Source organism: Paraneptunicella aestuarii, from assembly GCF_019900845.1.
Taxonomy (GTDB): Bacteria; Pseudomonadota; Gammaproteobacteria; order Enterobacterales; family Alteromonadaceae; genus Paraneptunicella; species Paraneptunicella aestuarii.
The window spans coordinates 3,679,047-3,697,524 of record NZ_CP074570.1 but is presented as its reverse complement, the minus strand read 5'-3'; the positions used below and the strand labels follow the sequence as shown (position 1 = coordinate 3,697,524).

The 18,478-nt window shown below is 44.2% G+C and carries 16 protein-coding genes; 8 read left to right on the top strand and 8 right to left on the bottom strand.

The features are described 5' to 3' along the window. Window positions 1-393: 393 nt before the first annotated feature. The gene (locus KIH87_RS14100) at window positions 394-2,265 is read left to right on the top strand and encodes a S8 family serine peptidase (protein ID WP_232358500.1); all 1,872 of its coding nucleotides are present in this window, start codon (window positions 394-396) and stop codon (window positions 2,263-2,265) included. A gap of 63 nt (window positions 2,266-2,328) precedes the next feature. Here the strand turns inward: KIH87_RS14100 and KIH87_RS14095 are convergent, their stop codons facing one another. Next, window positions 2,329-3,933, bottom strand: coding sequence for an ABC-F family ATPase (locus tag KIH87_RS14095; protein ID WP_232358499.1), 1,605 nt, complete (start codon window positions 3,931-3,933; stop codon window positions 2,329-2,331). Window positions 3,934-4,273: 340 nt separating this feature from the next. On the opposite strand from KIH87_RS14095, the gene KIH87_RS14090 reads away from it, so the two are divergent. The 5 genes from KIH87_RS14090 (at window position 4,274) to KIH87_RS14070 (ending at window position 9,372) form a co-directional block, all read left to right on the top strand. After that, complete coding sequence (locus tag KIH87_RS14090; RefSeq protein ID WP_232358498.1) at window positions 4,274-5,392, top strand: AraC family transcriptional regulator; 1,119 nt, start codon at window positions 4,274-4,276, stop codon at window positions 5,390-5,392. A gap of 103 nt (window positions 5,393-5,495) precedes the next feature. Continuing rightward, window positions 5,496-6,923: an amidohydrolase family protein gene (locus KIH87_RS14085; protein WP_232358497.1), complete on the top strand. Its 1,428-nt coding sequence runs from the start codon at window positions 5,496-5,498 to the stop codon at window positions 6,921-6,923. A gap of 148 nt (window positions 6,924-7,071) precedes the next feature. Next, window positions 7,072-7,233 carry a hypothetical protein gene (locus KIH87_RS14080; protein ID WP_232358496.1) on the top strand — a complete coding sequence of 54 codons (162 nt, stop codon included), beginning with the start codon at window positions 7,072-7,074 and terminating at the stop codon, window positions 7,231-7,233. Window positions 7,234-7,357: 124 nt separating this feature from the next. After that, window positions 7,358-8,365: a CobW family GTP-binding protein gene (locus KIH87_RS14075; protein ID WP_232358495.1), complete on the top strand. Its 1,008-nt coding sequence runs from the start codon at window positions 7,358-7,360 to the stop codon at window positions 8,363-8,365. 20 nt (window positions 8,366-8,385) lie between these two features. Continuing rightward, complete coding sequence (locus KIH87_RS14070) at window positions 8,386-9,372, top strand: DUF2339 domain-containing protein (RefSeq protein WP_232358494.1); 987 nt, start codon at window positions 8,386-8,388, stop codon at window positions 9,370-9,372. A gap of 9 nt (window positions 9,373-9,381) precedes the next feature. On the opposite strand, the gene KIH87_RS14065 is transcribed toward KIH87_RS14070, so the two are convergent. From KIH87_RS14065 to KIH87_RS14045, 5 genes are all read right to left on the bottom strand, one after another. Further along, window positions 9,382-10,200, bottom strand: a complete 819-nt coding sequence (locus tag KIH87_RS14065) for a hypothetical protein (RefSeq protein ID WP_232358493.1) — start codon at window positions 10,198-10,200, stop codon at window positions 9,382-9,384. Window positions 10,201-10,330: 130 nt separating this feature from the next. After that, window positions 10,331-11,407 (bottom strand): HD domain-containing phosphohydrolase, encoded by a 1,077-nt coding sequence (locus tag KIH87_RS14060; RefSeq protein WP_232358492.1) that lies wholly within the window; start codon window positions 11,405-11,407, stop codon window positions 10,331-10,333. Then, entirely contained in the window at window positions 11,404-13,932 is a 2,529-nt protein-coding gene (locus KIH87_RS14055) for an ATP-binding protein (RefSeq protein ID WP_232358491.1), read from the bottom strand. The genes KIH87_RS14060 and KIH87_RS14055 overlap by 4 nt, the downstream gene beginning before the upstream one ends. Next, window positions 13,932-14,393, bottom strand: a complete 462-nt coding sequence (locus KIH87_RS14050) for a hypothetical protein (RefSeq protein ID WP_232358490.1) — start codon at window positions 14,391-14,393, stop codon at window positions 13,932-13,934. Before KIH87_RS14050 ends, KIH87_RS14055 begins: the two co-directional genes overlap by 1 nt. A gap of 2 nt (window positions 14,394-14,395) precedes the next feature. After that, a complete protein-coding gene (locus KIH87_RS14045) occupies window positions 14,396-15,652 on the bottom strand; it encodes a hypothetical protein (RefSeq protein WP_232358489.1) in 1,257 nt (418 codons plus the stop codon). A 601-nt stretch (window positions 15,653-16,253) separates the two neighbouring features. Between KIH87_RS14045 and KIH87_RS14040 the strand changes: the two genes are divergently transcribed. Continuing rightward, window positions 16,254-16,493 carry a hypothetical protein gene (locus KIH87_RS14040; RefSeq protein WP_232358488.1) on the top strand — a complete coding sequence of 80 codons (240 nt, stop codon included), beginning with the start codon at window positions 16,254-16,256 and terminating at the stop codon, window positions 16,491-16,493. A 38-nt stretch (window positions 16,494-16,531) separates the two neighbouring features. Here KIH87_RS14040 and KIH87_RS14035 read toward each other — a convergent pair whose 3' ends face one another. Next, window positions 16,532-16,723, bottom strand: a complete 192-nt coding sequence (locus KIH87_RS14035; protein WP_232358487.1) for a hypothetical protein — start codon at window positions 16,721-16,723, stop codon at window positions 16,532-16,534. A 209-nt stretch (window positions 16,724-16,932) separates the two neighbouring features. On the opposite strand from KIH87_RS14035, the gene KIH87_RS14030 reads away from it, so the two are divergent. Further along, a complete protein-coding gene (locus tag KIH87_RS14030; protein ID WP_232358486.1) occupies window positions 16,933-17,232 on the top strand; it encodes a 4a-hydroxytetrahydrobiopterin dehydratase in 300 nt (99 codons plus the stop codon). A gap of 118 nt (window positions 17,233-17,350) precedes the next feature. Here the strand turns inward: KIH87_RS14030 and KIH87_RS14025 are convergent, their stop codons facing one another. Further along, window positions 17,351-18,388, bottom strand: coding sequence for an SO_0444 family Cu/Zn efflux transporter (locus KIH87_RS14025; protein WP_232358485.1), 1,038 nt, complete (start codon window positions 18,386-18,388; stop codon window positions 17,351-17,353). Between the last annotated feature and the right edge of the window lie 90 nt (window positions 18,389-18,478).

The window sequence follows — 18,478 nt, the reverse complement described above, 5'->3', positions numbered from 1 at the left end:
AAATATCGGTCTGTGATGTCAATGTTGGATTTTGTGGCTCTGTATACTTCCATAAAATATTGACGATTCAGGGAATAATAAGAGTCAGCTCTATTTATCCCTGCAAACCACTCCCTAAAAATTGGCTCTCCTTGACACCAATCCCGGTTGAATGTATCAACGTCTTTAAGGGTAAATAAAAAATCCAATTTTCAGTTTTGCCCTTTTACATGCCTTTAAAAATCCTGCTCTGAAATGTGATGGCAGCTTATTTTTTGTCGTAGGGCATAACGCTTGCGCCTTGGAACTGTGTCACCGTATTTATAGTGGCGTTTACTGGTTCTGGGCGTGGGTAAATTCAAGCGTATGGGGTTTACGTGCTTGATATCTATCGACTTCCATTCAGGAATGAAAATGAAAAATACTAAAATTGCTTTCACTTTATCTTCCATTGCCGCTTTATTGGCGTCCTCAACAACTTTTGCTGCTCAAGACTTTCTTAATTCTCACTTATCCAGTGAGCAGAAAGTGGTTGCTCAAGAGAAAATTAAGCGTAATGGACAGGAATACACTCAAGCTAAAATCATCGGTCGGGATGGCAGCGTTACGTTGATGAACTTTGACGAGAACGGGCGTCAAGTGGCTTCTGTTCCCGACTATGTTCGTCCTCTAGTTGGGGCGGGTTTGCAAAAAGTCCTAAGCCAATATTCTGCGAGCTCTCAGGCGGGAATGGCTGAGCAGGATCAAGGTATAAGTGTTGATGTTCGAATTGTGCTAAGGGAAGACATTGAGACTGGCACGCCAACGGCGAGTGGTGAGCTTGAGGTGTTGAATGGTAAAGCTTCACTGTCAACGCGTAATGGATTGGAGGTGCATCCTGATTCGCTAAGTGTGATGAACCTTAATGAACAGGTGGATTTGTCGGCTCGCTTTGAGCAAAGGGCTGCGAAAAACCGAGCGCAGAAACAGCGATTCCTTGAGCTGGCAGGTTGGGATGTTAAGCAAATGGCTTCTTTGGAGGTTAATGCTAGCGCTAGTTCCATTCAACGATCTGTGCAGATGAATGAATTACCTTCATTTTTGAATAAGATGGAAAATTTGGCTAAGAAGCATCCAGAGTTGATTGCGGGTGTCGAGCTGGTGGAAGCCGAAGAGAGCGAGCTTGACGGTGCACATGCGGAAATGAAGTTGACCCAATATGCGTTTCCTTATGCAACAAGGCAAGGTGATGGCATTGGTATTTACATGAGAGAGGCTAATGGTACGGCTTGCCCGGATACGCAATATCTCAATACTTCGCTTTATACCGAGATTGGATCTCATGGCACTTCAGGGCATGGAAATCGAGTCGGGGTTATTCTGCAAAAAGGCTCCCCCAAGGCTCATTTGTATTGTGGCTCTAATCATTCTGTGAATTTTAGTAGTTATAATCCTGCGATTTATATTACCAATCACTCTTGGGGTTCAGGCTCTAGCACTACCTATGGTTCACTGGATCGAGATTTTGACAATTTTGCCTACAACGACAAGGTATTAAATTTTAAATCGGCGGGAAACCGGGGCACGAGTGACGGCAATGTGACTTCTCCCGGGAAGGCTTTCAATGTGATGACAGTGGGAAATTACGATGACGCGACCGACACTATGAGCGCATCGTCTTCCTTTACCGATCCTGATACCAATGCTGAGAAGCCAGAGATTGTAGCTCCTGGAACCAGCATTGATACAGGTGCGGCGGGTTCCGGGTCTGGAACCAGTTATGCGAGCCCTAACGCGGCGGCATTTGCTGCCGATTTGCTAGGAGCCTATGACTATTTTAAAAACCATCCTCAGGCGTTAAAAAGTGTGATGTTGGCGTCTTCTCGCAAGAATATTGAAGGGGCGACCAGTCTGAGTGAAAAAGATGGAGTGGGTGCGGTTGATTTTTATGATGCTTATTACTCGTGGAATTCAGAGTGGTGGGAAGGCGCTAATGGTGCTCACTTTGATGCCAATAATGAAATCATCAAAACACGTTATCTTTCCGCTGGTGTGCCTGTTCGAGCTGTTATTTCCTGGTTGGTTCCCGGGCAATATGCCTATGACAATAAGAAGCCCAACATGGATTTAGACCTGAAAGTGTACGATCCCAATGGCAACCTGATTACCGGTTCGTATTCTGTGAACAATGCTTTTGAAGTGGTTGAGTTCACGCCTGCGACATCCGGGGATTATGACTTCAAGATTCACCGTTTCTCAAACAGTGGTGAAGGCGATCTGCGCTTGGCGATAGGAATTAACTGGTAATGCGAGTTTGAATAGCGCCCAAGTCTGACAGTTCAGGCTTGGGCTTTTAGCCTTATTGGTGAATTAAGCCGCTTGAATTTTCTTCTGTTGCGAAGCTTGATACTCATCATAAGTGCCGTGGAATATGTCCATGCTTTGATCTTTTATTTCAATAACATGGGTTGCAAGCGATGACACAAATTGCGTGTCGTGACTAACGAAAATCAGTGTTCCATCAAATGCTTTTAATGCTTTGTTTAAGGATTCAATGGATTCCATGTCCATGTGGTTGGTCGGTTCGTCCATCACTAATACATTGATATCCATCATCATCAACTTGCCGAATAACAGGCGGTTTTTCTCTCCACCTGAGCAGACTTTTACTTTCTTGTTGAAGTCATCGGCGGTGAACAGCAGTCGGCCTAACATGGCTTTGACGATCAGATCGTCGTGCTTTTCTGTTCTCCATTGGCTTAACCAGTCAAACAGAGTGAGGTCACAATCAAAATCCTTGGAGCTGTCCTGAGGACAATATCCAATCACTGCGTTTTCTGACCATTTTATCGTACCGTGATTGGCTTGAATTTCGTTCATCAAACATTTTAAAAAGGTGGTTTTGCCAGCTCCATTTTCACCTATTACTGCCATTCTGGCGCCCGCTTCTAAAATGAGGTTACCCTTTTGGAATAATGGACCTTCATCAAAACCGTGACCGAGTTCTTCCAAAATAAGGACTTGTCTGTGCAACTTTTTGTGCTGTTTGAAGGCGATGTAAGGGGAACGGCGACTAGAGGCTTTGACTTCTGCCAATTCGATTTTTTCTAGCCTTTTAGCTCGTGATGTTGCTTGTTTGGCTTTTGAGGCATTGGCCGAAAATCGGCTGACGAAGGCTTGTAATTCTTCGATTTCTGCACTTTTCTTTGAGTTCTCATGATGAAGCTGCTCTTGAACCAAGGCTGCTGCTGCTTGGAATGCATCATAATTTCCCGGGTAAATACGTAATTCACCGTAATCAATATCTGCCATATGGGTACAGATAGAATTCAAGAAATAACGATCATGGGAAATGATAATCATGGTGCTTTTGCGTTGCTTTAGCACGTTGATAAGCCAGTCAATTGAGTGGATATCCAGGTTGTTGGTGGGTTCGTCCAGCAATAAAATATCGGGTTCAGAAAATAGCGCTTGAGCTAATAACACTCGTACTTTCCAGCCCGGCGCGACCTGGCTCATTAAACCGAAGTGAAATTCTTCGGCAATGCCCGCTTCCAGCAAAATATCGCCCGCACGCGATTCTGCGGTGTAACCGTCCATTTCAGCAAATTCGGTTTCCAGTTCCGCCACTTTCATGCCATCTTCTTCGGACATTTCGGGTAACGAATAAATGCGATCACGCTCTTGTTTGATTTCCCATAGTTTAGTGTCACCCATGATGACGGTATCCACTACGCTGTAATCCTCGAAGGCAAATTGGTTTTGGCTTAACACACCTAATTTAGTGCCGGGTGCAAGCGAAACATTCCCGGCAGAGGGGGCAAGATCACTACTAAGAATTTTCATGAGTGTTGATTTGCCGCAGCCATTTGCGCCAATCAGGCCATAGCGGTTTCCATTACCAAATTTAGCCGAAATGTTTTCAAATAAAGGCTGTGCGCCAAATTGCATGGTGATGTTTGCAATGGTAATCAAAAGGGATACTTCCTGAATTTAAGAGGATTGTTTACACAAGTTGAAGCGGTGTTTACCTGACCAACCAAATTGGCGCGCACTATACAGAAGCCGAGCGTTAAAGTCGATGAAGGTTGCTGATTTTTTAGGCTGTGAATTTGGATGTTTACTCAAAACTGACCATGTTGAGGCATCAATGGTTCCACTGCTTGGTTAAAAAGGCTTTTTATATCAGGGGGGCTGCTATAAATTGCCTGGTTAGATTTGAATATTTAACCTCGAATCGGGATAGAAATCGGTTATTTAACTTTTTTGGCAGAATTACTCATCGTTCACTTCTCCTAAACCAACAGAGGTCAATGTGCTCACAATCAGTTTTGTTAATTTCTTGCAGGTAAGTTTGCTGACTTTGTCGTTGTTTGGGCTGGCTGTTTTTGCTCACAATCCCCAGTTTCGACGTTATTCTGTATTGCTGCTGCTGGTTGCATTGAGCTCATTGTTTAACTTGCTTGAAGAGCTGAACATTACTCGAGGTTGGTATTTGGTAACGCCGGTGTTTGTGCTTGGGTTTGGGCCTGCTATTTATCTTGCGGTTCAAGAGAACGCGGGCGGGCGCTTGCATTCAACCGATTGGTTGCATTTTGTGCCGATGTTTCTGGCTTTGCCTTTTACTTATGATCCTCAAATGGTGATTGCGGCAGGAACCTTGTCGCGACTGACCTATGCTTTTTTATCCCTGCGTCATCTGCGTGCATTTCATCTGGCCTTGTTGCGACAACGTTCTGATGCTGAAGAGCTGTCTTTGGGTTGGTTAGTGTGGCTGGTGGTGATTTTTACATTCATTAGCTTACTGAACCATGTTCGCTTAAATATTCAGCCGTTACTAGGGCACGAATTAAATGTGATGGGACAGGGAATTAGCACGGTTGCGGCTGTGTTGTTTACCGGAATTGTGTTGCAGCAGTTGATTGTTAATCGGGAGTTGTTCAGTTTGCGTAGTGAATCCGATCTTGTGAGCGATGCAAAGCAATTGGATATAAATTATCGGAAACAGTCCTCTACGAATTCTTTAAATGAACAAGAAAGTGAAAGCAAACGGGATGAATCACCGTTGGACAGCATTAATGATGAAGAGAATTTGGCTTTCTATCAAACCGTCTTTGAGCAGCTACAACAGCAAATTCTGGATAATGAATGGCACTTTATGCCAAGGCTGACCTTGCTGAAACTGTCTGAGTTGTCTGGAATATCAACGCGGGATATTTCCAGAGCGGTGAATTTGTCGCAACAGCACAATTTTAATGATTATATTAATGGCTTACGCATCGACTCTGTATGTCAGCAATTACAGCAGGGTAGTGAGCGGAAGTTATTAGACCTGGCGATGGATGCCGGCTTTACCTCTAAATCGACCTTTAATCATGCCTTTAAATCCCTGACTGGAATGACCCCGAGCGCTTACAAAAGAGCGCACACATAATGCTTCATCAATAGAAAAAACGTTCAGAATCGTGATCGAGGACGCATCTTTGCTAAATCTCCTTAGGCTAATCGGTTGATTAAGGTCTATTGGAGAATTGGCTATGTTTCGATGTTTTTGGGGAATAGTAAGGGCGTGTGGGTTCGGAATACTGTTATTCGTTATGGGGTGTCAGGGCTTTTATCCTCAGCTAAATGACTACGTGCTTGAAAACAGTTTTGAACAGTCGTCGATAAAGTGGTTAGCACTGGAAAACGCCAATGTAGTTGATGTTGTTTCTGGCAAAGTAACCCCTTCACAACGCTTGTTAATTCATAATGGCAAAATCGCAGACGTGCAGGCCATGTCTTATAAACTTAGTCAGCAGATGGTTCGAATTATTGATGTGAAAGGAGCCTATGTGCTGCCTGGACTTATTGATATGCATGTTCACCCTTATTCCCGCAATGCGTTGGCGCTGGCTTTGGCTCATGGGGTGACTCATGTGCGAGTGATGAATGGCGTTGAGCAGCATCTACAATGGCGTGACGAACTACAAAAGAATCTTTGGCTAGGCAGTGATATGACGGTGAGCAGCCCTATTATGGAGCAAGATTCTCCGGAAAACCCGGCTCGGCCTATGACGTGGGGTGTTTCTTCTCCCGAGCAAGCTAAAGCCTTTGTGGAACTTGCCAAAGCGCAAGGTTTTGATCTGATCAAAGCCTATGGCGGTTTGTCTGCCGAGAATTTGCAAGCTGTGGTTAAAATTGCCAATGAGCTTGCGATGCCGGTTGCGAAACATGCTCCTCACCCGCCAAGGGGCGCTGAGTGGGATTTACTCCAAGATATGCAGTCATTGGAGCATATGGAAGATATCTTTCAGGGGCCGTTAAACTTCAAGCAGGATGATAAGGCTTTACAAGCAGTGATTCAGAAACTGGTTGAGCTGAATGTTCCTGTGACCCCAACCTTGAGCATTTTCTGGCAACTGACTCAAATTAGTGTGCAAAAGCAGCGCTTTGTGTCTGGATTGCCCGAGGGTTATGTGTCACCCATTATTGCTTGGGAAGAATCGCATAATCAGGTTCAGAGGTGGTTGCAAAGCAGTGAAGAACAAGCTCGATTTAATGAGCACGAGTTGGCGTATTTGCAGAACATAACTCGGCAGTTGTATCAAGCGGGAGTGCCTTTACTGGTAGGTTCGGATTCTGGCGTGCTGTTAGCACCACATGGTTTGGCAACCTTGAAGGAAATGAGTTTGATGCAAGACGCCGGTGTGCCAGCCACAAGCGTTGTCTATGCCGCCACGCTTGGCGCAGCCAAGGCATTAGGTAAGAGCGCTACGATGGGAAGCATTGAACCGGGTAAAAAAGCGGATTTGATTGTGGTTCAGCAAAACCCTCTTGACGATGTGAATGCGTTATCCGAATTGAACGGCGTGGTGAAAGAGGGTGACTGGCTGCCTAAATCGGAACTTGAATCCCTGATTAGTAAAGCCAGAGATGAATATAATTTGTTATCTGAACTACTTTTAATTATGTCGAATTATTAGAGCTTGATCACAATCATGTGAGCAGCAAATGGGCTGTAACAACTTAATGCAAGGATTTAACAGCTAAACCTGCATTCTCTGTTACAGTCGAGTTCTAAAGTTTGAGTTGATGATCGTTGAATATAGCTGAATATAAAAGGAGTCGTGCATGTCGATTATAATGTTGCTTCTATTAACCCTGTTGAGTATCGGTTGTACATACTGGATAGCCAAGCGACGACATGCCGATGTCAGGTTCTGGATAATGATGGCGTTGTTGTTTGGGCCTCTTGCCTTGCCTTTTGTACTGTTTGCTCGATCCAAAAAATAACGCCTGTTTTCAGCGTATCATTGAAGCATTTTCTATATTGTTATAATGTAACAATATTGTTGGCAGCCGTGGCATTGACGACGGTTTTTCATTGCCTGAATTTCCTTATTGAGAGTGACCTATTTTGAGTTCTGTTATCGATCATCCCGTTCCCACTAATGTTATTACCGGTTTTTTAGGTGTAGGTAAAACCACCGCGATTCAGCATTTACTCAAGCACAAGCCCGATTCTGAGCGCTGGGCGGTATTGGTCAATGAATTTGGTGAGATAGGCGTGGATGGCAGTATGTTTTCTGGTGCGTCAGGAACGGATCAAGGGGTCTTTATTAAGGAAGTGCCGGGTGGTTGCATGTGTTGTGTGTCGGGTTTGCCGATGCAAGTGGCGCTGAATTTGTTGTTGAGTGAAGCAAAACCTGATCGTCTGCTTATTGAGCCTACGGGTTTAGGGCATCCTAAAGAGGTGCTAGCCACATTCGACACAGACTATTATCGCAGCATCATTGATTTGCGCGCTACGTTAACGCTGGTGGATGCTCGCAAAGTAACCGATGAGCGTTATCGAAACCATGATATTTTCCGGCAGCAAATCTCTGTTGCTGACCGAATTATTGCTTCTAAATCTGACTTGTATGAAGGCAATGAACTGGAAAACCTGCAAGCCTTTCTCGATAAGATGGGCAAATCTAGTGTGCCTGTAGAGCCCGTGGTTCAGGGGCAACTGGATTGGCATTGGCTGAATGAGTCTTCTGGTTTTTTTAATGAGCACAGTTCAAATACGGAAGTTCAGAATGGCGGAAGCGAAAAGCCTTCCATGCAGTTTCATGGCTTTTTTGATTTGCCCAAGCCTGCACCAGGTTTTGAAACCAAAGGGGCGCGTTTTGAACCAGAATTAGTCTTTGATTTTAATCGCCTTTTCCCTTTGCTTTCTGGTGTCGAAGTTGAACGTTTGAAGGCCATTTTTATCACTCAGAATGGCATTTTTGTCTTTAATAAAGCCGATGGTGTGTTAAGTGTTTCCTCTTTGGATGAAGCGATGGACAGTCGTATTGAAGTGATCACCGATGCACCACTGGATTTTGACAAGATCGAAGTTGAGTTGCGTCATGCTGTGATTGATAGCAGTAATCAATAGCAAAAGAACAAGACGCCCTAATGAATAATCTAAGCCCGGAACAATTAAAAAAAGCGGTTGATAGCGGTATCATCACGCAAGTTCAATATGAGCAACTGATGGAGTTGGCTAGGGCTGAAAACTCCTCAGCTGCTCATTCATCCATATCCGTCCCCAGTGTTTTATATAACGTCGGTGGTGTTATCGCTTACGTTGCTTTGGTTTTTTTGTTGTCCATCAGTGAAGATGCGTTGGGTGGCTGGGGCATTATCGGTATTTGTGTTGCTTATGTTTGCGTAGCGGTTTTTGTTATTCAATATTTTCAGCGTCAGCAGCAGTCTCATTTGCTTGGGATCAGTGCCACCTTTTTGGTGTTTGTCATTCCCTTATTGTGCTACGGCATTGCATTGGCGATGGGCTGGTGGCCAGAAGATACGGCAAGTAATGAATTATTGCTCCGCACCTTTTGTTGGTCTTTTGCTTTTGCCACGTTTGTGGGTGCATTATGTGTGCTCAAGTGGCTGCAAGTCCCGTTTTTGATGATGCCCGTGTCGCTGTGCTTGGCCTATTTGCTTATCGAATTTCCTTATGTCTGGTTGGGCTATGATGAATATTTTGAAACATGGCATTGGGTTATTGCCATCTCTGGTGGTGTGATTACATTCTTGGCTCTGTTGGTAGAAAAGAAAGTGATGGGGCAACAGGTTGTCGAGGGAAAAGACTTTACATTTTGGCTCTATATTCTCGGGGTCTCTTTGGTGTGGCTCGGCATTATGCTTGAAGTGCCAGACAAGCTCTGGGAACAGTCGCTATTCTTTGCATTCAATTTAGCGTTGTTAGCTATTGGCACCTGGATAAAACGCAATGTGTTTTTATTGTGGGGGGCGATGGGCGGTATTTACTATCTGTTTTATCTCGCACATGAGATTTTTGCGGATACTCCCTTATATCCGCTGAGTTTGACCGCAATCGCCGGGCTGGTTATCTATCTTGGGATCCGTTGGAGCGGGATGATCACTGATAATTGAAGCCATTACTTAAAAATTATGCTCGATAGTCGCGTAGCCCGCGCCTTTTTTGGCAAGCTTGATTTCAAAGCCTTTACGAGAGATTTTAAATGAAGCGCCACAGATATTGGGCGATTTAATATCAATCAGATATTTGTCTTCTCGAATCATCAGGAATTTGCCGGGAATGAGGTTTAGTATCTCATTGGCGATATCAACCATGGTGCTGGTGACATTCTCTTCTTTCAGGTTGGTATAGCGTTTTTTAAGATTTTCTGCCATTGAATATATCTTGTCCCACTCCGCTCTTTTAGAACACTCACTTGTCACTTCCCTGTTCTTGTAAGTCAGCATGCGAGTGCCGGATGGCGTGGCTTCATCAGAGACGCCTATTGAGCGTTCTGTCAGGTTTTTGTCCAGATAATGATAAGAGATTTCCTGAAATTCATCGCCGTATGGGGCATGTAAACCTGTTTGAGGGTCGATACTGCCAAGAGGCGCTAAGCCCAACGTGCGTTTTCTTAAGTGGTTGTTCACTTCTTCAATGGGTAAGTCGGTGCCGTTTTTCCGATAAATATCCATTAATTCGTCAGAGTAAGTGCCGGGCTTAACGTTTAGTTTACGTAGTAGGGCAAGATCGGCTGCCTCGTCGGCATACTTGCCAAGTTGTGCGACGTCATCGGCACTCTTTTTGGCAAATAGCTCGGCAAATTCTGTGGCTATTTCGGTTGCGACTTTGGCGGCACCTGCATGGCTGTGGCTACTGAATAGCCCGAGTAAAACCAATGTGGCAGTTATCCTGACCGATTGAGTGAACGCTTTGTGGACGGTGTGTCTGTGTAGTGTCATGCTAGTAGTCCTTTTCCTTGAGTTTTAGAGATATTCACAGCGGCAGAGTGTGCTGTAAAAATATCTACCATCGTTGTGTCAGCTTGGCATAAGCTGCTGATAAGTCAATCTGTTGGCGCAATTCAAACTTCTACACGGTTAAAAAGGTTTGTCCTGATTCTCGCATTTTCGCTTCAGCGGTATCCCATGTGTCCTTTATTGCCAGTATTTCATCTTTGATTTCCAGAAAATGGTCGGTCAAGACGGGATCAAAATGCTGGCCTCGACAACGTTCTATTTCGGCGAAAGCCTCTTCTACTGACCAAGCCTTCTTATAGGGGCGTTCCATCGTCAGTGCATCAAACACGTCCGCAAGTGCGACGATACGTGCCGATTCAGGTATTCGTTCACCGGACAGCCCTTGTGGGTAGCCAGAGCCATCCCATTTTTCATGATGATAGAGGGAAATATCTGCGGCCATTTTAAAGAGTGGGGTATCACTTTTAACTAAAATGCCATACCCAATTTCGGTATGCTTGCGCATGATAACCCACTCTTCAGGCGTGAGTTTTCCGGGTTTCTTTAATATGGCATCGGGGATCCCTATTTTGCCCGTATCGTGCATCGGTGCGGCGAATTGTAATTGACGAGCTTTTTTCACATGCCAACCTGCTTTTCGCGCGATGGCTTCGGCATAGGCTGCCATGCGCCAGATGTGAACGCCAGTGTCTTCGTCATTGTAGTGACCGGCTTCCCCAAGCATATGAATAGCGGCTTTCTGGCTTTCCGCCAGTTCTTTTGTGCGTTGCAGTAGTAGGGTTTCAAATGTACGTTGCTGGTCGTATAGCGCCAAATGGGTAGCGATACGAGCATGAACAATCGGGCCCGACACAGGTTTGGTAATGTAATCTACTGCACCGACGTCAAAGCCTCGGCGTTCGTCGAGCACTTCTGATTTTGCACTGACAAAAATCACTGGAATGGCTGCCGTTTCGGGGTTCGACTTGAACTGTGTGCAAGTTTCATATCCGTCGATCCCCGGCATCATGATGTCGAGTAAGATCAGGTCTGGTTTGACTTTTTCTGCTACTTCAAGCGCTTGATGTCCGCTGGTGGCAAGGGATATGTGATACTGGTTTTTTAGCAGTTGTCGCAACAGCTGCAAGTTATTCGGTTCATCATCGACAACCAGTATCCGCCATTGTTTTTCAGTGTTTTCTGTACTCATTGTTCAGTCAACTCCAATCCCAGTTCATCGGCCAATTCATTCAGTAGTTCAACTGCGCCTTCAAAATCGAAATTTTGAATACATTTATCAATATCAATGATTTTGTTGGATTCGATATATTGCTTCATGTCCTTGATGGCTTCTTCAGATGCATCGGGATCATGTTGCATACATGCTTCGAGCACGGCTACAAGCGGTTTTACGCATAGGCTTTTATTGCGTTTAAATTCAGCATTAAATTTGGTGTCACTTTGGCTCGGCATGGGGAGCGTACCAATGGCTCTGAGGGTTTCATTAATGGTGAGCATAAAGGACTTTAACAGGGTTTTAATTTCCTCTTCCTTGTTATTGTCCAATGCCTTCTCCAGCGGTTTGGTGAACTGATGTAGCCTGTTTAAGCTTAAGTTACCTGATACGCCTCTCAGCTTGTGCAGCAACAATTCTGCTTCTCGATATTGGTATTCATCCACATGAAACTTGATATCCCAGAAGATATCACTGTAGTTGTTGGCGAAGTTGTGCAATGCGCCGTAGTAGGCGGTTTCGTCTTGCCAGGTATCAATACCTTGTTGAAAGTCAATTAAGGCAATACTTTCAACATTTTCATCAATTACCTGCTCTATTATTTGAGTTTCTTCACCTGAGCTTTGGCTTGTCAGTGTGCGGATTTTTTCAAACAGTAGCGGGAAGTTGATCGGTTTACCCACATATTCGTCCATGCCAGCCTTTTTCGCCTTTATGATGTCGTCACTCATGACATTCGCGGTCAGGGCAATAATGGGCATGTGTTTGTTGTGTTCATTTTGGTTGCGAATGATTTCAGCAGCCTCGTATCCGTCCATATCCGGCATCTGAATATCCATCAATACCATGTCGAATAGTTGCCGTTGAGTGGCTTCGGTCGCTTCCTCGCCAGTTAATGCGGTCGATACCTGATGACCTTCCTTTTCCAGACGAATTTTGGCAAGTGTCGTGTTTTCAACTACGTCATCAACCAGGAGAATATTTAGAGGGGTATCTACTGTTGGTGAACGAGGCGTTGAATGGTCTGCTTGCGGCCTTGGGGTGGGGGCTGGAGCACTTTCATCTGGCAATAGATCGATATAGAAATAAAAGCAGCTCCCCATGCCCAGCTTACTGGATATATGCAGCTCACCGCCCATCATTTGTACCAGCTCGGCGGAAATGGTTGTGCCCAATCCTGTACCGCCGAATTGGCGAGTGATGGAAGCGTCAACTTGTGTGAAAGGCTTGAGTATCTGATGAATTTTGTCATCTGCAATACCAATTCCCGTATCACAAACAGAGAATTTGAAGGTGTTATCCCCTTGTTTTACAAGCTCTAATTCCACTTTCCCTTCGGATGTGAATTTAATGGCGTTACCCACAAGGTTGATGAGAATTTGCTTTAATCGGAATGGGTCGCCGATATACTGAGGGTTGTCCAGTGTGGGACATCTTAAATTCAGTTTCAGGCTCTTTTCCCTAGCCTTAATTTCCATTAAATCACTAATTTCTCTTAATAAATTTGTGAGGTCGAAAGGACGCTGTTCCAGTTCTAACTTGCCACTTTCAATTTTACTGACATCTAATATGTCGTTGATTAGTTGCAGGAGGAAATTGGCGGAGTTGTGAGCAATTTGTAATTGACGACGGGTTTCCTTGCCTATATTGGCGTCTTCCAGTGCTAATTCGACAAACCCGAGAATTGAGTTCATGGGGGTACGAATCTCATGGCTCATAGTGGCTAGGAAGTTACTTTTCGCCTCGGTTGCATATTCCGCTTGTTCTTTGGCTTTTTCCAGTTTGACCTGCACTTCTTCCATGTCTCTTCGCAAACCGCGCTCGACCAACATGGCTTTGTTGATGCGACGTAACATGTTGTTAAACCCGGCAACCAGAGAACCGATTTCGTTGGTTTTCAAATGGGGGGGGAGCGTCAATCTGGCTTTGCTGCCTGGGCGGATCTTTTTTAACTGCTCAACTACATCGACCAATGGCCGTGAAATAAATAATTTCAGCAAATAAGCAGTGAGCATACAGGATGAGAAGATAACGATAATAAGGCTCATCGTCATCGTGAACGAGGCGTCTACAGATGCTTTTTGCACCCATTCCTCGTTTGGCTGAGCGATGAGTTCACCCAATATTTTGCGGTCATCAAAGGGTGAGGATATCTTGACAATAATGGGTTCAAAAGAGCTGTGACCTTTCTCGTTAATACCTTTTAGCGATAGACCTTCAATATTGTCGTCTGAATAGCCGATGAGTTTAGCGGAATAAACGACGTTATTACTGAGCAAGCCATCAATAACGTCCTGGCCTACGGCTTCATTGTTGGAGAAAACCGCAGCCGTTGCTGTTCCCTTAACTGCGGCCATCAGGTTTTGGGTGAGTTGATGGCTTTCTTTGGTCACATCATTCTGGATCATGTGAAAGCCAAGAATACTAAATGCGACGGACAACAAAGAGGCGCAGCAAAACATGATCATAAAAATATAGTGCTGCAAATGTCGAAAGCGCATTAGTTGTACCTCATTGTCAGTACCGCTTTTAGTCCTAATTCATCAAGACTGCTGGCATACTCTGCGGGTAAATAGGCGATTGCTGAATCTTGTTCCCGAAGTCGCTTGATGATCTCTTCGCTATTGCTAAGAGGTAAGGGCGGTGACGCTCTACCCGAGTAGCGTAAGCGAGCCCAGTAAGCATCAATGTCGGCGATATTTTTGCCTGTTAAGGCTTCATAAAAACTAGCGCGATTGTTTGATTCTATCGGGAAGTCAAAGGGCTTGGCTTTGGAGCCAGTAGGCAAAAACTGTGTTCGCCCTAGAAACAGGCTGATGACCTGCTCTTGCGACAAACTGGTTAGCCCTGAATTGCTATTGACAACAACCAGCCATGAAGGTTCGTGCTGAACTTCATTGGCTTGGGGTTGCACTGCAAATGCAGAGAATAACCAAATGATTAAAATAAGGATTCGCTGCATTGTTAGAACACCCAATCAAAAGAAATTGAACACCAGGTCTTGGTTTCATTTTGTCGGTATTTTTCATCGACTCTAACATGCAAACTGCCGGAGTTTTCCTTGAAGAAAAAACGATCGCATTGTGTTTTCAGGGCTTTTTGGCGTGCAAAATCCCATCTAACGCCAACACTTACGCTGTGTTGGTTATGACGAAAACTTATTACTTCCTCTTGTACATCTTCGTACAGGGTATCTAACCCAGAGCCCTGAGGTGGTGGAGTGTATTTGTGTGAGTTACTGTCGTGAGCATAACCTAATGTGACGAATGGCAACCAGTTTTGGAATCTGTGTGCTACATGGAAGTAGGCTCTTTCGCCATTGAAGTTCACGAAGTCCGCGTCGAGGATGCTGAATTCAGTTTGAATTTTCCAGCCATTGTCCTGCCATGATGCGCCAATCGCACCATATCTCAGAGTTGTGTCTTTAACAAAATCGCCAATTACCCGTTTAAAGTCTGGCCAGAAAGGTGTGATACTTTCCATGAGTTGACGCAGGTTTTCTTCGCTATCAATTTCCTGACGAAATTTTAACAAAGCCATATTGGCGCGAATTTGCCAAGTGTCTGATTGCCAATTGATTTCTGTGCCGTAAATGGGTTTGGCCGTTGTGGTTTCATTCTGCTCATCTTCGATGGTGGCACCACTTTCAAATTTGGATTTGATGTTGCCGATGGATGCATTCCAGCTCCAGGCGCTATCAAAGGTTCCCCATTCTTTGGTGACTTTAATGCCATCAAACGAGTCGTAAGGAATAAAACCATATAATTCTGTAGGTGGGCGTACCCAATCATAGGAATAGCCTACGTCACGATGATCGGAAAGGAAAAACAGGTCGAAAGGCTGGCGACCTAGCGCTAGTTGCCATTCGTTATCAAGACGATAACGCATAAACAGGAAGCGAATGTAATCTTCGGGATTTCTGGCTATTTGGTAGCGAGCGATGACTTGGCCTGTGATTTCCCAGTGGTCTGAAATAGTCCCATGCACTTGTAAGCCAAAGCGGGAATCGGTCAGGAAGGGATCGTCCCGGAGTTTTCTACTGTCTTGGTAAACATTACGTCGAAGGGTTCTGTCTTGATATTTGTCAGTTTGAGCGAATCCTATAGTGCCAAATCCGGTTACTTCCCAGTTGTCGTCTAGCGAATGGGCTGAATGGGCGGGTGAACTGACAAGTAACAGTCCTGCTAAATAGGTGATGGGTAAGGCGTAAATTAAACGCATGTTTTTTCCTGACTGTATAAAACAGTTTTTTGTCTCATATGGTTAATATTCCAATCTGTAAGAACAATTGAGATTTATTGCTTTACTAGAAAATTCAACAAGAAAGGCGTTGTTATGGAATTTTCAGTCTCACTGCCTGAATGCTGCCCAGTTTCTATTGTCTATTTATTGTTCACTTCAAATTGGAACGGATTTTAGTGATAGTCCCTGAAAATTCTTGGCTATCAAGCTTATTTATCCAGATCTTTTAACGCAAAGATACATTTGTAACTTACTAAAAAATAATAATTTATATTTTTCCAGCTTATGAAGAGTAATTTTCTCATGAGTTCAAAGCACTTCTGTGGTGCTTTTTGAACGATTTCACGAGCTTAAAAACCACTATCAAACGGCGATTTAGGCATCAATAAGGATGAGTAAATATTTGCTCACTTTAGCAGCTATTTTGTAGGAATAAAAGTAGAGTAAAAGGTTCATTTTTAACCAATTTATTGCCTTGCGTATGTGAGATTATACAATGCCTAAAAAATCATTTTAAAGGTAAACTAAATAACCTATAATTGCTCCACTTAATCAGCGACAGATATCATTGGAGTGGGTTATGGGCGATGAACATGGTTTCAAATATTCCAGTATTCCTTATCCGTTACTGAAAACCTGGTTACGGTTGAGCTTGGAAGCAGACCAACTGGCTGTGAAGCAGCGCTACAGCGGTTATTTAATTGAGGAGTTTGGTGATCTGGATGTCGCTTATGAAGTCATTAATGGGTATGAAGGTTCTCTTTGTGAGAGAAATATTGCCTCAAAGTCATCAAAAATTGCGGAAAGCCTTGTTATTTAGCCTCAGTTACGCATAAGAAAGCGTTTTGAGCCGGTTATTTAGTTTGTCTGATTAAAGGACTTTTCATGTGATGTCGGCCTTATGTTGCCTTTAGTGCCGCCGGGATCATTGTTCTTGCTGTTATCTTCGCTAAATAGATGTTCATTGAACTTGTTGGAGAAGTATAAAACGAGCAAAACAGCGACAGGTTTAAGGACGATCCCCCCCATAACAGGGATGTTATCTACCATATTGTAAAAGCTGTATTCCATCAAAATTTAGGCAATGGTGTTTGGTTCTATTGCTATTTCATTATTATAACTCCAAGATCCCACTGCATTTTTATCATACTGGGCCTGGATTTTTAGGTATTAATTTTTATCAGTATGCCCCTTGTGAACTTTTTGTTCGCCTCATACGCTTAGAGGCGGCTCTTAATGAAATATATTGAGGAATAAATATGGCTGAAAAACTAAGCGAAGAGTCAATACAATCTGCTTTAGCCAGTTTAAATGAAGGGTTGGAAGCTAAGTGGGAAATTCGAGACGGTAAACTCTACAAAGAATTCAAGTTTAAGAGTTTCATTCGCGCTTTTGGCTGGATGACTCAAATTGCTATTTGGGCTGAGAAACTTAAGCATCACCCTGAATGGTTTAACGTATACAACCGTGTTGAAGTGAATTTGACAACCCACGATGCTGGCGGGATCAGCGAACTGGATTTCAAACTTGCAGGCAAGATGGAAGCGCTATTCGTTTAAAGATTCTTCAGAATAAGGTGTTTGGCGCCGCTTTTACGTTTTACTGAATTTTTCACATCATTAAGCCGAGGCGCCAAATATCTTCACATTCAGGTTACTGTTTTTGGTGATACTGTCTTCAATGATGATGAGAGACGGCCTCTTCAGATTGCAATTTATTCATCACCCATTTTACATAGTGACGTAGCATTAGTAGTGACAATACCACGGCGCTTGTTTGATATAGCCACATACTTTCATGCTCGTGCATTTGTACTTTCACAGCGGCCTCAAGTGCTGTCATGGCGATAAAGGCATCCAGTGCCAAACCTGCGATAACAGCTCCAACAATGACACCAAACAGATAAGCCGCCATGGCTTTTTTCCCCAGCTCGCTCGCCAGCGCGCCCAGTGTCGCGATATTGGTGGCGGGGCCGGTTAGCATGAATACCAGAATGCTTCCCGGCGATACCCCTGCCAATAACATTCCTGCAGCGACAGGCGTTGAAGCGGTGGCGCAAATATACATGGGAATGCTGATCAGGATCATGATCACCATTGTCAGCATACTATCTCCCCATTCGGCAATGGCCGATTCGGGAATGTAGGTTTTGACCAAAGCTGCGAATAACAAGCCAATAAGCAGCCAATTAACCGTGTCGGCCAGTAGCTTACCGAATGAAAAGTTAAATATTTTCATTAGATCATTGGGTTCTTCCTGAGCTTTTTTGCCTCCGCAACAGGACGGTTTTGGGGGCTCTTGGGGAGCTGTTTCTGGTTGAGTCACCATGCGAACGGCTTCACCTGCTAAAATAGCGCTGAATATTGCGGCTATGGGGCGGGCAATTGCCATTAAAGGCCCTAAAAGGGCGTAGGTCATCGCAATAGAATCAACGCCCGTTTCGGGTGTGGCAACCATGAACGAGGCGGTTGCATTTTTCGAAGCGCCGCGTCTGCGTAAACCTAAAGCAGTTGGTATGACGCCACAGGAGCAAAGAGGTAGTGGTGCGCCAATAAATGCCGCTTTTACTGAATGCCAGAATGAGTGTTGTCCAAGCTGTTTTTGCAGCCAGGATTCTGGCAGGTAAACGTTAATTAGCCCGGCCATGAGATAGCCTAACATCAGCCAGGGGGCTGATTGAGTGAAGAGTTCCCAAAAATTAATAACGACGTTCATTTTAGATATTTAACCTCAGCTGCGCATAAGAAAGCGAACAATAGCAATATGAAACTCAATATATTTCAAACGGTTATTGATCATATGAGC

Coding starts and splice junctions, on each gene's coding strand:
- KIH87_RS14100 (WP_232358500.1), top strand. CDS start 394: ATGAAAAATACTAAAATTGCTTTCACTTTATCTTCCATTGCCGCTTTA.
- KIH87_RS14085 (WP_232358497.1), top strand. CDS start 5,496: ATGTTTCGATGTTTTTGGGGAATAGTAAGGGCGTGTGGGTTCGGAATA.
- KIH87_RS14080 (WP_232358496.1), top strand. CDS start 7,072: ATGTCGATTATAATGTTGCTTCTATTAACCCTGTTGAGTATCGGTTGT.
- KIH87_RS14070 (WP_232358494.1), top strand. CDS start 8,386: ATGAATAATCTAAGCCCGGAACAATTAAAAAAAGCGGTTGATAGCGGT.
- KIH87_RS14065 (WP_232358493.1), bottom strand. CDS start 10,200: ATGACACTACACAGACACACCGTCCACAAAGCGTTCACTCAATCGGTC.
- KIH87_RS14060 (WP_232358492.1), bottom strand. CDS start 11,407: ATGAGTACAGAAAACACTGAAAAACAATGGCGGATACTGGTTGTCGAT.
- KIH87_RS14055 (WP_232358491.1), bottom strand. CDS start 13,932: ATGCGCTTTCGACATTTGCAGCACTATATTTTTATGATCATGTTTTGC.
- KIH87_RS14050 (WP_232358490.1), bottom strand. CDS start 14,393: ATGCAGCGAATCCTTATTTTAATCATTTGGTTATTCTCTGCATTTGCA.
- KIH87_RS14045 (WP_232358489.1), bottom strand. CDS start 15,652: ATGCGTTTAATTTACGCCTTACCCATCACCTATTTAGCAGGACTGTTA.
- KIH87_RS14040 (WP_232358488.1), top strand. CDS start 16,254: ATGGGCGATGAACATGGTTTCAAATATTCCAGTATTCCTTATCCGTTA.
- KIH87_RS14035 (WP_232358487.1), bottom strand. CDS start 16,723: ATGGTAGATAACATCCCTGTTATGGGGGGGATCGTCCTTAAACCTGTC.
- KIH87_RS14030 (WP_232358486.1), top strand. CDS start 16,933: ATGGCTGAAAAACTAAGCGAAGAGTCAATACAATCTGCTTTAGCCAGT.
- KIH87_RS14025 (WP_232358485.1), bottom strand. CDS start 18,388: ATGAACGTCGTTATTAATTTTTGGGAACTCTTCACTCAATCAGCCCCC.